This window comes from Vreelandella neptunia (genome assembly GCF_000712975.1).
Classification (GTDB): domain Bacteria; phylum Pseudomonadota; class Gammaproteobacteria; order Pseudomonadales; family Halomonadaceae; genus Vreelandella; species Vreelandella qaidamensis.
The window spans coordinates 111,663-125,961 of record NZ_JHQL01000006.1 but is presented as its reverse complement, the minus strand read 5'-3'; the positions used below and the strand labels follow the sequence as shown (position 1 = coordinate 125,961).

The 14,299-nt window shown below is 50.9% G+C and carries 13 protein-coding genes and 1 tRNA gene; 6 read left to right on the top strand and 8 right to left on the bottom strand.

The annotated features are described in order from the left end of the window. Nucleotides 1-7: 7 nt before the first annotated feature. The 6 genes from cysT to CR46_RS0116280 form a co-directional block, all read right to left on the bottom strand. The gene (cysT, locus tag CR46_RS0116305; protein ID WP_030074456.1) at nt 8-835 is read right to left on the bottom strand and encodes a sulfate ABC transporter permease subunit CysT; all 828 of its coding nucleotides are present in this window, start codon (nt 833-835) and stop codon (nt 8-10) included. Nucleotides 836-917: 82 nt separating this feature from the next. After that, complete coding sequence (locus tag CR46_RS0116300; protein ID WP_084180517.1) at nt 918-1,991, bottom strand: sulfate ABC transporter substrate-binding protein; 1,074 nt, start codon at nt 1,989-1,991, stop codon at nt 918-920. A 255-nt stretch (nt 1,992-2,246) separates the two neighbouring features. Next, complete coding sequence (locus CR46_RS0116295; protein WP_030074453.1) at nt 2,247-3,179, bottom strand: CysB family HTH-type transcriptional regulator; 933 nt, start codon at nt 3,177-3,179, stop codon at nt 2,247-2,249. Nucleotides 3,180-3,526: 347 nt separating this feature from the next. Further along, on the bottom strand, nt 3,527-4,474 hold the full coding sequence (locus CR46_RS0116290; RefSeq protein ID WP_030074452.1) for a TraI domain-containing protein: 948 nt from the start codon (nt 4,472-4,474) through the stop codon (nt 3,527-3,529). Continuing rightward, on the bottom strand, nt 4,461-5,681 hold the full coding sequence (locus tag CR46_RS0116285; protein ID WP_030074451.1) for a site-specific integrase: 1,221 nt from the start codon (nt 5,679-5,681) through the stop codon (nt 4,461-4,463). The genes CR46_RS0116290 and CR46_RS0116285 overlap by 14 nt, the downstream gene beginning before the upstream one ends. After that, nucleotides 5,674-5,913, bottom strand: coding sequence for a hypothetical protein (locus CR46_RS0116280; RefSeq protein ID WP_030074449.1), 240 nt, complete (start codon nt 5,911-5,913; stop codon nt 5,674-5,676). Before CR46_RS0116280 ends, CR46_RS0116285 begins: the two co-directional genes overlap by 8 nt. A 125-nt stretch (nt 5,914-6,038) precedes the next feature. On the opposite strand from CR46_RS0116280, the gene CR46_RS0116275 reads away from it, so the two are divergent. After that, nucleotides 6,039-6,281, top strand: coding sequence for a helix-turn-helix domain-containing protein (locus CR46_RS0116275; protein WP_030074448.1), 243 nt, complete (start codon nt 6,039-6,041; stop codon nt 6,279-6,281). Nucleotides 6,282-6,473: 192 nt separating this feature from the next. Here the strand turns inward: CR46_RS0116275 and CR46_RS0116270 are convergent. Continuing rightward, nucleotides 6,474-6,550, bottom strand: a tRNA-Met gene (locus tag CR46_RS0116270). A gap of 276 nt (nt 6,551-6,826) precedes the next feature. Here CR46_RS0116270 and phbB point away from each other — a divergent pair. Then, nucleotides 6,827-7,573, top strand: coding sequence for an acetoacetyl-CoA reductase (phbB, locus tag CR46_RS0116265; protein ID WP_030074446.1), 747 nt, complete (start codon nt 6,827-6,829; stop codon nt 7,571-7,573). A gap of 93 nt (nt 7,574-7,666) precedes the next feature. Here phbB and CR46_RS0116260 read toward each other — a convergent pair whose 3' ends face one another. After that, entirely contained in the window at nt 7,667-10,474 is a 2,808-nt protein-coding gene (locus tag CR46_RS0116260) for a DUF349 domain-containing protein (RefSeq protein ID WP_030074445.1), read from the bottom strand. Nucleotides 10,475-10,656: 182 nt separating this feature from the next. On the opposite strand from CR46_RS0116260, the gene minC reads away from it, so the two are divergent. The 4 genes from minC (at nt 10,657) to sbcB (ending at nt 14,281) form a co-directional block, all read left to right on the top strand. After that, nucleotides 10,657-11,412 carry a septum site-determining protein MinC gene (gene minC, locus CR46_RS0116255; RefSeq protein WP_030074444.1) on the top strand — a complete coding sequence of 252 codons (756 nt, stop codon included), beginning with the start codon at nt 10,657-10,659 and terminating at the stop codon, nt 11,410-11,412. Nucleotides 11,413-11,567: 155 nt separating this feature from the next. Next, complete coding sequence (gene minD / locus CR46_RS0116250) at nt 11,568-12,386, top strand: septum site-determining protein MinD (RefSeq protein WP_030074442.1); 819 nt, start codon at nt 11,568-11,570, stop codon at nt 12,384-12,386. Next, a complete protein-coding gene (minE, locus tag CR46_RS0116245; protein WP_016915987.1) occupies nt 12,383-12,634 on the top strand; it encodes a cell division topological specificity factor MinE in 252 nt (83 codons plus the stop codon). The genes minD and minE overlap by 4 nt, the downstream gene beginning before the upstream one ends. A gap of 153 nt (nt 12,635-12,787) precedes the next feature. Continuing rightward, nucleotides 12,788-14,281 (top strand): exodeoxyribonuclease I, encoded by a 1,494-nt coding sequence (gene sbcB, locus CR46_RS0116240; RefSeq protein ID WP_030074440.1) that lies wholly within the window; start codon nt 12,788-12,790, stop codon nt 14,279-14,281. The last annotated feature ends 18 nt before the right edge of the window (nt 14,282-14,299 follow it).

Here is a 14,299-nt window from a genome sequence, read left to right as displayed (position 1 = left end):
GAGATCCTTAGTGGCGCCGAGAAGCCCACCACTGCAGGCCATTAATCAGCAGCAGTAGCAAGAAAGCAGCGAGCAGCATCACCGTGCCGATAGCGGCGGCACCTTGATAGTCAAATTGCTCAATCTTGGTGACTATTAGTAATGGGGTGATTTCGGTTCTATATGGTAGGTTGCCTGAGATAAATACAACGGATCCGTACTCCCCCAGTGCACGTGCAAATGCTAATGCAAAGCCTGTTAATGCTGCAGGAAGCAGTGCTGGGAAAATCACCCGCCGGATAGTAGTGAAACGGCTAGCGCCCAGGCTAGCGGATACCTCTTCAAACTCCGCTTCTAAATCCTCTAATACCGGTTGAACTGTGCGTACAACAAAAGGCAAACCAATATAGGTGAGTGCTACCACAACGCCCAATTGGGTATAGGCAACGCGAATGCCGAAGACATCCAGGTGTTGGCCTACCCACCCAGTGCTGGCGTAAAGTGTTACGAGGGCAATGCCTGCTACAGCGGTGGGCAAGGCAAAGGGGAGATCCACCAGCGCATCAACAATGCGTTTACCTGGAAAGCGGTAGCGCACTAGCACCCAGGCCACGAGCATGCCAAAGAATAAGTTAATTAAGGCGCCGATCAATGACGCGCCAAAAGAGAGTTTGTAAGATGCCACGACTTGGGGATGGCTAATGGCCGACCAAAAGTCAGCCCAGCTCATGGTCGTGGTAAATATCAGTAATCCGGCAACGGGAATCAGGAAGACTAATCCGAGATAGAAAAGCGAGAACCCCATTGTTAAGCCAAAGCCTGGGATCACATTGCGCGGTTGGTTAAGGTTCGGCATGGTGAAGCTCATCATTTGGTGGGGTGGTTAAACCCAAAAACCCCAGGCCTCACAGCCTGGGGATTGAAAGTATCAACCTACTTTAATTGGTGGGATTGCCGACCTGTTCGAGAATGTCATCGAAACGACCACCGTCATTGAAGTGTGTTTCTTGAGCATTCGTCCAGCCTTCAAACACCTCATCAACTGTAAAACGCTCTACTTCAGGGAACTGATCAGCAAACTCTTCAGCAATGGACTCATTGGATGGGCGGTAATAATGTTTGCCTGCCAGGCGCTGAGCCTCATCAGAATAGAGTTGCTCCAAATAGGCGGTAGACACCTCGCGGGTTCCATGAGCGTCGACGTTTTTATCAATCACTGTCACAGGCGGTTCTGCGAGAATGCTTACCGACGGCACGACAATCTCAAAATCGCCCTGACCAAGCTGTTCGGTAGCCAAGAATGCCTCGTTTTCCCAAGCGAGCAATACGTCTCCAATGCCACGCTGAACGAAGGTGTTAGTCGAGCCGCGAGCTCCTGAGTCAAGTACCGGCACGTTTTTGTATATATCACGTACGAATTCGAAAACCTTCTCTTCGTCGCCATCGAATTTATCTAACGCGAAACCCCAAGCGGCAAGATAATTCCAGCGTGCGCCACCGGAGGTTTTCGGGTTGGGGGTGATTACCTCAACGTCATCACGAACAAGGTCATCCCAGTCCTGAATGTTCTTTGGGTTGCCATCGCGCACCAGCAACACGATAGTGGATGTATAAGGAGAGCTATTATTGGGAAGACGTGACTGCCAATCCGCAGGTATTAAATCAGAGCGTTCATGGAACTGATCAATGTCATACGCCAATGCGAGCGTGACAACGTCGGCTTCCAAGCCATCGAGTACCGCGCGGGCCTGAGACCCCGCTCCCCCATGGGATTGCCGAATGGTGACAGTTTCACCGGTCTGTTCTTGCCAGTAATTGCTGAACCAATCGTTGTACTCCCGATAAAGCTCGCGAGTCGGGTCGTAGGAGACGTTGAGTATTTGCAATGATTCGCTTTGCGCTTGAACGGTCGCGCTGAACGTCATTGTGCTAGCGAGTATTGCGCCACCCAGTAGTATGGCGGCGGTGAGTTTAGATTTTTTCCAGGGGTTTACAGGCGTTTTTTTTTCCATGATTAGGTTGCTCCAGCTCGCTGTTTAGCTATCGTTTGTTTAGGTTATGAAGCACAGCCTAACGGTCTCTATTATTCAAATTAACGAATAAAAAGTGGATTGCTTATATCTTTTTATGATTAGCCATCCACTAAAAACCAGTGAGCTTAGGTAGGGGAATTAGGCATATTGAAAAGCCACAACGATCAGGTGGCGTGATTACCTGCTCGTCATGGGTGGTTAGAAAAGATGAAAAACGGAGGTGGTGAGCGCCAGCTAATCCCTGCGACCTGCTAACACTTGGTTAACTGTTTCTTCATCCAGATTGTCGCGGCAAAGCTTTAAGAACTGGTAAGCATAGCTGCGCAAGAAATGGCCACGTCGTAGCGCTAGATAAGTAGTGTTACGGGGGAATAGGCTGCTGGCATCTAGTAGCTTTAACCCCTGATCACGCTGTTCGTGATACGCCATTGAGGCGATCAAGCCAACGCCCATGCCCAGCTCTACATAGGTCTTGATGACATCTGCATCAAGGGCAGTAAGCACGATATCCGGGAATGCATCCGCCGCCGAAAATGCAGTATCAATACGGGTACGCCCAGTAAACCCTTCGTGGTAAGTCACAATCGGATGTTCAGTAATGCGTTCAAGTGTTAATGGTAAGCCGTCATTGAGCGGATGCTCTTCTGGCACCACGACGCCGTGATACCAGTGGTAGAAGGGAAAGCAAGCGAATAGTTGCCCCTCTTCATGCAAGGCTTCAGTGGCAATGCCGATATCCACTTTGCCCGCTTTCAGCATTGAGACAATTTCTTCAGGACTGCATTGATGAAGTTCCAAGTGCACTTTAGGAAATGCTTGCTTAAAGCGGGCAATGATTGGCGGTAGGGCATAGCGTGCCTGGGTATGCGTAGTCGCAATGGCAAGGCTGCCTTGGTCTACATGGGTAAGCTGATGGGCTGAACGTTTAAGATTTTCCACATCAAGCAAAATGCGCTCGATGAATTCCATCAGAGTGCTACCTGCGACAGTCAGCCCAAGAATCCGCTTGCCCCTGCGCTCAAAAATCTCAACGCCTAGCTCTTCTTCCAAATCTCGAATGTGCTTACTTGCCCCAGACTGAGAGGTGAACAGGGCATTAGACGCCTCAGTAAGATTAAAGTGCTGACGCACTGTCTCGCGTACGATGCGCAGTTGCTGAATATTCATAGCGAGGAGTATCCGATCAGTTGGCAGTTTTAATATTCAATAAAAGAATATTAAAAATATCTTTTATTCCATAATTATATTTCACGATATCCTTATCGTTTTTCTGGGAATCGGGGTTTCAGAGATGAACGTATTGTGATAGCGCCTTTTATGATGAAAGGGCAAGGCGCCAGCTCAGGCTGGTAATAGAACCAAGCTCCCTCAAACGCTTCTCTAGCTATAAGTTCAACCAGGAGGAGTTTCTGAGAATCAAGTTTTACTAAAGTAGCTAGAAAGAGCGCATAAAAAAGCCGCCACGCGACAGCATTGGCGACTTTAGAGTGATATCTCATACAGCATTATTGAGACTATAAAACTGATATCTCTGGTCGCCAGAAAACATTTTGACCAATACGACCGAAGCCCCAGTGGTTTTTGGAGCGAAACGCTCGTATTTGGTTATCGGCCATTGCACTTTGCCCATCGGCATCGCGGATATAACGAGCAAGTGTTATGGCTGCTTTCTGGCCGTAGCGTGCACCCGGTGAGGCACATGTCCAAATATGACGTAAGGTCATCGCGATATCGAGCTCATGTTGATCTAAGTAGGCAAGACCGTATGCACAGGCTTCAAGGGTAAATGCATCGTGGCTACAGAGCTTCCACGCCGCGTTAGGCTTGCCTTTCGAGTCGTAGGTATACGTCTTACCAATATCGTGCAACAGCCCCGCTACAAAGCACGTTTCCTGCATTAAGCGTGGCATGGAAGGCTCATTTAAGCGCAGCATGGCAACAGCATTATTCGCGACGTTCAGCGAATGCTCTAGCAACCCACCTGCATAGGCGTGGTGGTAGGTCACGCTGGCGGGTGCATTCAGAAACGCCTCGATACGGTCCTTACGTTCCAGTACCCGCGTTAAAAACGCCCGGAGTTGCTCTGATTGAAGCGACTGTACGGTCTTCACTAATTGATCGAACACCGCTGGTGCGGGGGAGTACACACGTGGTAACGATTGTAGCGTGTCCAGTGAGTGGACTTCCTCACGGGTCGCCTTGCGGAACTCATCAAGTAGGAATTGGCCTGATAAGCACTTTACTCCTGATGCAGTAACAAAATCCAAATGGCCAATGCGCTCAGGTACGTGTGTCTTGGCCAAATTCAGCATTGCGATACGATCACCTTCGCAGTCGCTTAGCCGAAGTTTTAGAAAAGGCGTTTTTGCATTGTCGAACTCCACCACGCGCCCCGTAAGGCGATAAGTGCCCGTAAAAGTGCGAGACAGGTGTGCTGGAGCTTGTTGATTAGGCAGTTTCATGGCGGTGCTCCTTCTCGGGCTTGGTGGACGTGGCATTGCCTAATAAACGCTCGAAGGCTGAGCCGTCCATACGGGTGGCATTAGGCACATAGCGCGAATAGACCTTAAACAGCATCTCGGTTGAACTGTGGCCTAACATGCGCGCTACCCACTCTGGATTCTCACCCGAGGCTAGAAACAGCGTCGCGGCAGTATGACGCGTTTGGTACGGGCGGCGTTTGGAAAGCCCCAGTGACCGTAGTAGGGGATACCACACGCGTTTCGTCACGTTGTTGTGATCAAGCGGCTGTCCCAGTTGATTGCAGAACACGTACTGGCTCATACGCCCAGTCGCGGCGTACTGCGTTTTTAAGGCGTCATATACCTGCCCAAACATGGGGATTTCACGCTGGGAGCCATCGGTCTTGGTGTATTCCGTTTCGCCATTTATCAATGTCTCGCGCACCAAGATTTCTCGTTTAGCGAAATCGACATTTTTCCACTTCAATCCATCTATCTCACCGGTACGCATACCGGTAAAAAAGCGCACCGTGTAGTAGTTGCGATAGTCGGGGCGCACGTTATCGATGATGCGGTGGACTTCATGGAGCGAGAAGGGCTCGATGTGCGTCTTCTGTAGCTTTAACGGTTTGATATTTTTGTAGGGCGTCTCGAAATCGAATCGCTCGGCAGCTTCATCCAGCACCATGCGAAGAATGGTCATATGGCTGTTGATAGTCTTTGGCGATACGAGCCCCGTGCTGCCACGCCCTTTGCGCTTGGCCAGCTTGGCGCGAAACCCCATGATGTCGGCCTTGGTTATATCACCAATGGGCTTTTTACCGAATGCGGGCTTCAGCGAGCTATCCAAGATCGAGCGCACATTGCGCACGTGGGAAGCACGCCACTGGATCTTGCTCTCCTCAAACCACTGCTCAGCAAAGTCGTTGAAGAGTGGTGTGTCTAAAGCCACTGCATCTTGATGCTCAGTGGTAGGAGCTTGCTGGTGGCCTTTCAGTTTCTGTAAATTGCTGCTGTTGGGGAAAAACTCTGCATAATTGAATTCGCCTAGCAGCATCTTTGCTTCCATGCGCTGTAACAGCAGCTCCAGCTGTTTGCGATTTTTGGCGTTATCGTCAAGCAGGGTCTGCTCACGAAAGCGCTGGCCGTCAAACCGAAAGTCAATAAAAAGCTTTTTGCTTTCCTTGCGCGCGCGCACCTTACCCATGGCAGACTCCTCCATTCGCCATCGGTATGGCGACTTGTTGTTGGCGAGGTGTTGCTTGCAGCATTTCTTCTTGGATAGCCTCCCAGATATACAGAATTTTCCGACGCCCAAAGGGACGGATGTAATGGGTGCCTTCAATGAGCACGCTGTCTTTGAGTTGCTGGCGGATAGTGCGCGCATCGTATTTGATACGTGAGGCGAGTTCTTCCGTTGTCAGAAAAGTGCAGTCCATGAGATTATCTCCTCATGCGGTGATCATTTGATAATATTTTTAATCGCTCGATTAGAAATATATACAATCAAATGATTATTTCAAGCACTTTTTGATAATTTTTATGATCAATAATAGAGAAGACGATGATTCGGTATCACTTAAAAGAGTTGATTGCAGAGAAGGAATTTGCCGAGCGGCGCAGAATTACGATCGGGGAGATAGCGAAAGAAACGGGCATCAACCGGATGACGTTATCGAAAATTATCAATCACCCAGGCCACAGCACGGTGACAGATAATCTCGATAGGCTTTGCTACTACTTTGATTGTGAGATCGAACAGCTAGTGACTCACATCAAGGAGACCAGTCCAGAACCTGCGCCTTAACTCGGTAGGAAAGAAAAAGAAGGAAATGCTGAATCAATTGTTCGGTGCCTGAAGGTCGCAGCCTTTTTTACCTACCAATAGGCATTTTTAAAAATGGGCACGGTGTGGGCACAATTTGGGCACAGAGCTTTTTGGAATGACAGGCAACAAAAAAGGCAGATCAGTAAGTAACTGATCTGCCTTTCAAAATATTGGTAGCGGGGACCGGATTTGAACCGATGACCTTCGGGTTATGAGCCCGACGAGCTACCAGACTGCTCCACCCCGCATCAACGTGTTGCGTATTCTACGCATATTTGGCGCGAAGTCAACCCCATGCATAAAACGCTTCTATGCTTGCTTGCGACTTTCATCGTGCTGCAACATTGTCATAGTAAAGCTATGCTTCCAATAGGGATAAAAAAAAGCTTACTGTCAGTGTGTCGTCATATTAACAATACGATGCGCTGTGAATACTAAAGCGCTACGGCGCTTATTTAGAAGGGTTTGTGACACCACGCTAGTGCTCAGTGTCCAAGCTTTTCGTCATGTCAGGGAGGTAGTCAATGGCTAATCAAGTCCCCGTCGCCTGGGTAACCGGTGGAACTGGTGGAATCGGAACGTCAATTTGTCATTCGTTGGCGGATGCGGGTTATTTGGTGGTGGCGGGATATCATAATCCCGAAAAAGCCAAAACCTGGCTGGAAGCTCAGAAAGCCGCCGGTTATGACAACATTGCGTTATCGGGTGTTGATCTTTCCGACCATAATGCCTGCTTGGAAGGCGCCCGCGAGATTCATGAAAAGCATGGGCCGATCAGTGTGTTGGTCAACTGTGCTGGTATTACTCGTGATGGAACTATGAAGAAGATGTCCTATGAGCAGTGGCATCAAGTAATTGATACCAACCTTAATAGCGTCTTCAATACATGCCGCAGTGTGATTGAGATGATGCTGGAGCAAGGTTATGGGCGCATCATCAATATTTCTTCTATCAATGGGCGTAAAGGTCAGTTTGGGCAGGTGAACTATGCAGCTGCTAAAGCGGGCATGCATGGGTTAACCATGTCGTTGGCGCAAGAAACTGCAACCAAAGGCATTACCGTCAATACGGTATCGCCTGGTTATATTGCGACCGATATGATTATGAAAATTCCTGAGCAGGTGCGTGAAGCCATTCGTGAAACCATTCCAGTGAAGCGTTATGGCACGCCAGAGGAAATCGGTCGGCTGGTAACGTTTCTGGCAGATAAAGAGTCTGGCTTTATTACCGGCGCGAATATTGACATTAACGGTGGTCAATTCATGGGCTAAACCGCCCTGGGCTATGACGCTGTTTTCTTCACAAGAGTTGTGTCTAAAGGGGAGGCTGATCGCCTCCCGTTAACGTCTTTGGGTGATAAGAAGCTATGGGTGAGGCACCCTTGCGAGGTGATTAAACAGGTGATTAAACTCCTCTGCTTCTTTACGCCACAGTGGGTCAGGCATCGGGCCTAATGCCATTAGTGACGCTAATATATCGATAATCTCATCCGAGCGGTTGCGTTCGTTATTGATTCCCTCATTTAACCGCTCTACTTGAATAGCCAACCTGAGTGGTTCATCACGCTGTTTGACACTGCCAAGTGCCAGCAGTGACAAGTGCACTCTTAAACGCGCCAGGCTATCTTCCAATTCGGCATGTTTTTCGGCCGATAGGGGGATTGAGGTGGTTAGCCGTGCATGATTGCGCTGTTGATGTGCCTCCGTAAATATAGTGGGCAGCCCCTCGCTCAATACTTCTTTGGCATCAATTGCGTGTGGCTGTTCGCCAGCCAGCGCTTGTTGATCCGCAGCAAGATGGGCATTTATCAGCGGTAACGCGGTTTGCCATTGTTGCACGGTATGGGCAATTTCCAGACGGCTTAAACGTTCACGCTTGGCTCTTATAATACCGCTGAGACGGCGCTGCATGCCGTCACTGCGCCGGTTACGCGGCAACGGTTCAAGCTGGCTAATGCTGTTGAGGTAGGTGTCAAGGGTCGCAGACTCTTTAGCTTGGGTCGGCTGCCAGCTATCCATTTCGTCAATCAGTATTTGCAGTTGATCAAGTGTTTGCTGCTGTCGCGCTGCCTGCTCATGCTTGTGGGCGTCACGCTGAGCAAATAACTGGTCGCAGGTATGACGGAAGGCTTTCCATAGAGCTTGTTCTTCGCCTTTAGGGGCGCGGCCTAGTGCACGCCACTGCTGCTGTAGCTGTTTTGTATGCGTAATGCGGGCAGCCAAGGGTTGCTCGGTGTCGTCTAGTAAGCGTTTCGCTTGTTCGATAAGCAGGCGCTTTTGGCTAGCGATCTGTTCCGCTCGCTGGTCAATCAGCGCTTGAAGACGATGACGAATGGCGCCAAAGCGACGGCCAACGGTTTCTGACTGATCTCGCGGCACCGGGGAGTAGTGGCGCCACTGATGGCGGGCTTTGTCTCGGATTTCGCGCAATATGTCAGGGTCGGCATCTTCTGCGGGCTGATCAAGCAGTGTTTCAAGCTGTTCGCACAGCGCTTCACGGCCTTTAAGGTTGGCGTCACGCTCTTGATTCAGCTGTTCTCGCCAGGAAGCCAGTCGTTCATGGATGCGATCAGAGGCTGCGCGAAAGCGTGCCGACTGTTCGCGGTTAGCAGCGGCGTCGCCGAGGGATTTCCACTCTTTTACCAACTGGCGATGATGGCGATCTAAAGCAGCTTCCGCCATGTGGTGATCATCAGCCAGTGCTTCAATACTCGCGCAGAGCTGCTCGCGTTTAGGGCCGGCCACAAAGCCGCGCCAATCACGCAGTTCTGCTAACCGTGCGCTTAGCTGTTTCACGCGTGCTTTTAGCGGCTTGGCTTCTTCACCCGTTAGTTCCTCAACCGATGGCTTGAGACGTTGATAGAGGCGGCTGGCGCTCTTAAAGGCGCCGCGTTCTAGCAAGTGCTCAAAATTGTCCACGTCGGCGCTGAGCGCATTAAGTGTCGCGGCTGGACTGGGCTTGCTAGCGTCGTCAGCAACTTTTAATGCTTTTGCATGTGTCAGTAGTGCCGGCGGCGTTAAGTGCTTAGGCCAAGCGCACTGCTTGACGTACTTGGCAACGGCTGCATTATCCTGATTGGCAATGGCTGTTTCTATGTCTGAGCTAACGGCCTGCCAGCGCTGCCATGCTTCCATGCACGCTTCGTAGCGTTTCAGTGCGTTACTATAGCGTTGCTGGGTGGTGTCGCCTGGTGGGTGTTGGTCTGATAGGGATTGCCAGCGTTGGCTTAATAGTTGGCGCTGCGCCCGCAAACTATCGATATCTTGAACCGTGAGTTGTTCTGCGTGGGTTAGTCCTTCTAACGTTTCTTCAATGCCTTCTAGCAATTGGTCACGGGTACGCTCGATCTCTTCACGATGAGCAATACTCTGTAGGCGCGCTTGTTCTTGTGTCTCATGATGGTGCAGTGTTTTTCGACAGCTGAGTAATGCTTGATGGAAGCGCTGCTCCTGATCCACGCTAGGCGGATGAGAAAGACGCTGCCATTCCCGCTCTAAATGACGGAAACGGCCGCCATACAAGGGTTCCCAAGGTGCTCTGGCGTGCTGCTCAAGCTGGGCGAGCAGATGTTCTCGCTGTGCCTGCTGTTCCGCTAGCCACTCCGCATCATTGCGCAACTGGGTGAGCTTTTCTCGTGCGTGACGAATGACTTGACGGTCACGCCGTGCTTCCTTTAGCAGTTTTTTGAGGTTCTCCTCACTTTCTATACGTTGGGCCGCTTGATGGCGCACTGCGGCCACGCCATTATGGCAGGCTTGATGAACAAGGTCGTTCTCATCGGTTAATTGTTCTAATGCGGTGAGCCGCAGATTGAGATTATCTCCCTGAAGCGCTATTGCGTTAAGCAGGCGTGGCTCCGATAGTTCTGCCACGATGGCCTGCCGTTTTTGCAGATCGGTGTGTCCCTGAGTGCCGCATAGGCGCTGGCAAATAGAATTAAACCAAGCCTCATCTTGATGATGCTTCGGCAGCGCGTTGACGAGCTCCGTTAAGTCATCAAGGGCCAGTAGGGCAGCAAGTTGGATAGTGCTGTCGTTATCCTGCGCTAGTTGTTTTAGCGCGAGTTGCTGTTCTGGTTGTTGCGGGTCAAGCTGGTCGAGTGCCTTGAGACGCACCTCGGGATCTGGGTGTTGCCACCGAGGAGCGAACAGGCGTCTTAACAGTCCGTGCATGGATCATCCTGCAGAGAGGCGCGTAACGTGAAAAAAATGAACTGCCGATGACAGATAGTTGCAGTCATCGGCGCTGTCGCTTAGCTTTGCTGTAGGCACTGTGATGGTTAATACTTCTTCACAGCGCCTAGCGCGAGATTGCGCTACCTTTATCTTACCTGAACATGACATGGAGTTCGGCCATGAGCCTCAACGCCAATAGTGCCGACATTGCCTTCACCTTTAAAGGTGGCATGCTGCCAATGACCGTCATGGAATTGAGCAGCGCTGACCCAGAGCATATACGGTGTCAGCTAGCTGGCAAGTTGTCACAATCTCCCGCCTTCTTTCAGCATACACCGGTTGTGCTAAGCGTGGAAAAACTCGATGAACCTCACTTAGCGCTTGAGCGCATTTGTGCGGTGTGTCGCGATCACAAATTGCTTCCCGTTGCGGTACGGGGCGGTGCGGAGCCAGTACGTCAATCTGCTTGGGCATTAGGGCTTGGTTGGTTTGCCCCCGTTGAAGAGGGGCGAAATAGGGTGTTGGAGAGCGTTGGTTCTTCAGCAGACCCCAGTGCCTCAGTAGGAAAAAAAGCGCCGTCTGTTGAGCAAGATGCCAGCGGGGCGATAGCAACACGCTTATTTCGTGGAACAGTTCGCTCTGGCCAGCAAGTAAGTGCGTCAGAGGGGGATCTGGTGGTGATCGGCGCAGTCAATGCGGGAGCTGAAGTATTGGCGGCCGGTAGTATTCACGTTTATGGTGCGCTCCGTGGCCGTGCTTTAGCGGGTATCCACGGCAATACCCACGCGGGCATCTATTGCCGAGAGCTAGAAGCAGAGCTTCTTTCTGTAGCAGGTAACTATAAACGCTTAGAAGACATCGACTCTCAGTTACTTGGTCGTGCGGTTGAAGTGCATTTTGCTAAAGAGCAGTTGGAAATCAAGCCGCTGGGATAGCCCGAACGCATGAGTGTGGATTGATGCTTCATGCCTAGCGACGTCGCAAGCGCTATACGTTACAGTGTTGTGTTGTTGACATTGATGTTTCCGTTGTGCGTGAAGCGGCCCTTGAAACGCGCTCGCGATGAACGACTTCAAGAAGGAAGTGACTCTTGGCCAAAATTATTGTAGTGACCTCCGGCAAAGGGGGGGTTGGTAAAACCACCAGTGCTGCTGCCATTTCAACAGGACTTGCCCTGCGTGGTAAAAAAACCGTGGTTATTGATTTCGATGTCGGTTTGCGAAATCTTGATCTGATCATGGGGTGCGAGCGCCGCGTTGTTTATGACTTGGTGAATGTCATTCAGGGCGAAGCCGGTCTTAATCAGGCACTGATACGCGATAAACGCGTTGAAAACCTATTTATTCTGCCCGCCTCGCAGACCCGTGATAAAGACGCACTAACACAAGACGGTGTTGAGCGAATACTGGAACAGCTCAAGCAAGATTTTGACTTTATCTTGTGCGACTCCCCGGCGGGTATTGAGCGAGGCGCGCAGCTCGCCATGTATTTTGCCGATGAGGCGATTGTGGTGACCAATCCTGAGGTTTCCTCAGTACGTGACTCTGACCGTATTTTAGGATTGCTTGGTTCCAAGACGCGGCGCGCTGAACAAAGTTTGGACCCTGTTAAAGAGCATCTGCTTATTACCCGTTATAACCCTTCCCGTGTTACCTCGGGGGATATGTTAACGCTTGATGATATTCGTGAAATTCTTGCCATTGACTTGCTCGGACTGATTCCTGAATCCGAAGCGGTACTGCGTGCATCGAATCAGGGGGTGCCCGTGACCCATGATGATTCGAGCGATGCTGGGCAAGCATATCTCGATACTGTCTCGCGATTGTTAGGGGAGGAAATGCCATTACGTTTCCATGAAATGCAGCGTAAAGGCTTGCTAAGCCGCATGTTTGGGGGTAGTCGTCGATGAAACTGCTGGAGTTCTTGAAGCGTGAGCGCAAGAAATCCGCCTCGGTGGCCAAAGAACGATTACAAATCATCGTGGCGCATCAGCGTAGTCAGCGTGGTCAGCCTGACTATATGCCGCTGCTTGAGCGCGAACTGCTAGAAGTTATTCGTCGTTATGTCCATGTTGATGACGACGCAATTCAAATTTCGCTTGATAGTGAAGATAATTGCTCAGTGTTGGAGCTAAACGTAACGCTGCCAAAAAGCTGATCGCAATCCCGTCAGACGCGACAGCATAGGCGATACTCTAAGAGGAGCGGCGAGAGGCACTGTGGGTATGCTAGGCTTGGGTTTTTGTACCCCCATCTGGCAAGTGGTTGGTCGCTTGTCGGTAGGAAATCACGCTCAAGGGAGTATCCATCCATGGCGCCACCTAATGCCGCCCCTGTCAGTTTTCTCTGGCATGACTATGAGACATTTGGTGCCGATCCGCGTCGCGATCGGCCCGCTCAATTTGCCGCATTACGCACTGACGCCGAGCTAAATGAAATCGGTGAGCCTATAGAGCTCTACTGCAAACCTGCCGATGACTACCTGCCGCATCCTGCTGCTTGCCTGATTACAGGTATAACACCGCAAAAAGCGCAGCGGAAAGGCTTGCCTGAGGGGGAGTTTGCCCGCCAAGTTCAAGGCTTTATGAGTGAGCCAGGCACCTGTGTGGTGGGCTATAACAGCCTTCGCTTTGACGATGAAGTTTCCCGCCATCTATTTTATCGCAATCTTCTTGATCCTTATTCCCGTGAGTGGCAGAACGGCAATTCCCGTTGGGACTTGATTGATGTTGTGCGCGCGTTTTATGCCCTGCGGCCGGATGGCATTGAGTGGCCGCAGCGGGAAGATGGTGCGCCTAGCTTTAAACTTGAACACTTAACAGCGGCCAATAATATTGCCCATGAAGGCGCTCATGATGCGGTGGCAGATGTACGTGCTACGATTGCCCTGGCGCGCTTGTTGAAAGCTCGAAATCCACGGCTTTTTGACTATCTGCTGGGGTTGCGCGGCAAACGTGCAGTAGCTAAACAGCTGGATTTGCCCAGCGCTAAACCGCTTTTACATATTTCTCGTCGCTACCCAGCTAGCCGTGGTTGCAGCGCGTTGGTGATGCCGTTGGCCGAGCATCCCACCAACCCTAATGGGGTTATTGTTTACGATTTAAGCGTTGATCCTAGTGATCTGCTAGCCATGAGTGCTGAACAAATCCGGGAGCGTGTCTTTGTCAGTCAGCAGGATCTTTCCGAGGGAGAGGTGCGTATACCGCTGAAAGTCATCCACATTAATCGCTGCCCGGTAATCTTTCCGGCGACAGCATTAAAAGATGCGGATGGCCCACACAAAGGCGGCTACGGCACGATTGTTGAGCGGTTAGCGATTGATATTGATGCCTGCCGCGCGCATTGGAAAATACTGCGTGAGGCCAGCGGCGTGGCTCAAAAAGTCGCTGAGGTGTTTAACGCGGGATACGAAGAGGAGCCTCAAGACCCTGACTTAATGCTTTATTCCGGTAGCTTTTTCTCTGCCGCTGACCGCCAGCAGATGGAGCGAGCTCTGGCGATGGATCCTTGGGATTTAGTCGGTCAACGCTTTGCTTTTCAAGACCCGCGCCTAGAAGAAATGCTATTTCGCTACCGTGCGCGCAGCTACCCTGAAACGCTTGAGGGAGAAGAGCGTGAGCAGTGGGAGGCGTTTCGCTGGATGCGTATTAATGATCCGGCCTTGTCAGGCTTTACGCTGAAAGCATTTGCGCGTGAAATAGAGCGTTATAACCAGCAGCCCTTGTCAGATCATGAGCGCCAGGTGTTGGAAGAGGTGGTGATGTACGTTGAGGCGATGATGCCAGCTCAGGCATTTGATGCCTGAGCTGGTGGGTTTGGTTTA

Excerpts from the sequence above, each read along its gene's own strand:
- CR46_RS0116280 (WP_030074449.1), bottom strand. The coding sequence starts at position 5,913 with ATGGACTGCACTTTTCTGACAACGGAAGAACTCGCCTCACGTATCAAA.
- CR46_RS0116275 (WP_030074448.1), top strand. The coding sequence starts at position 6,039 with ATGATTCGGTATCACTTAAAAGAGTTGATTGCAGAGAAGGAATTTGCC.
- CR46_RS0116290 (WP_030074452.1), bottom strand. The coding sequence starts at position 4,474 with ATGAAACTGCCTAATCAACAAGCTCCAGCACACCTGTCTCGCACTTTT.
- CR46_RS0116260 (WP_030074445.1), bottom strand. The coding sequence starts at position 10,474 with ATGCACGGACTGTTAAGACGCCTGTTCGCTCCTCGGTGGCAACACCCA.
- cysT (WP_030074456.1), bottom strand. The coding sequence starts at position 835 with ATGCCGAACCTTAACCAACCGCGCAATGTGATCCCAGGCTTTGGCTTA.
- CR46_RS0116285 (WP_030074451.1), bottom strand. The coding sequence starts at position 5,681 with ATGGGTAAGGTGCGCGCGCGCAAGGAAAGCAAAAAGCTTTTTATTGAC.
- phbB (WP_030074446.1), top strand. The coding sequence starts at position 6,827 with ATGGCTAATCAAGTCCCCGTCGCCTGGGTAACCGGTGGAACTGGTGGA.
- CR46_RS0116295 (WP_030074453.1), bottom strand. The coding sequence starts at position 3,179 with ATGAATATTCAGCAACTGCGCATCGTACGCGAGACAGTGCGTCAGCAC.
- CR46_RS0116300 (WP_084180517.1), bottom strand. The coding sequence starts at position 1,991 with ATGGAAAAAAAAACGCCTGTAAACCCCTGGAAAAAATCTAAACTCACC.
- sbcB (WP_030074440.1), top strand. The coding sequence starts at position 12,788 with ATGGCGCCACCTAATGCCGCCCCTGTCAGTTTTCTCTGGCATGACTAT.
- minE (WP_016915987.1), top strand. The coding sequence starts at position 12,383 with ATGAAACTGCTGGAGTTCTTGAAGCGTGAGCGCAAGAAATCCGCCTCG.
- minC (WP_030074444.1), top strand. The coding sequence starts at position 10,657 with ATGAGCCTCAACGCCAATAGTGCCGACATTGCCTTCACCTTTAAAGGT.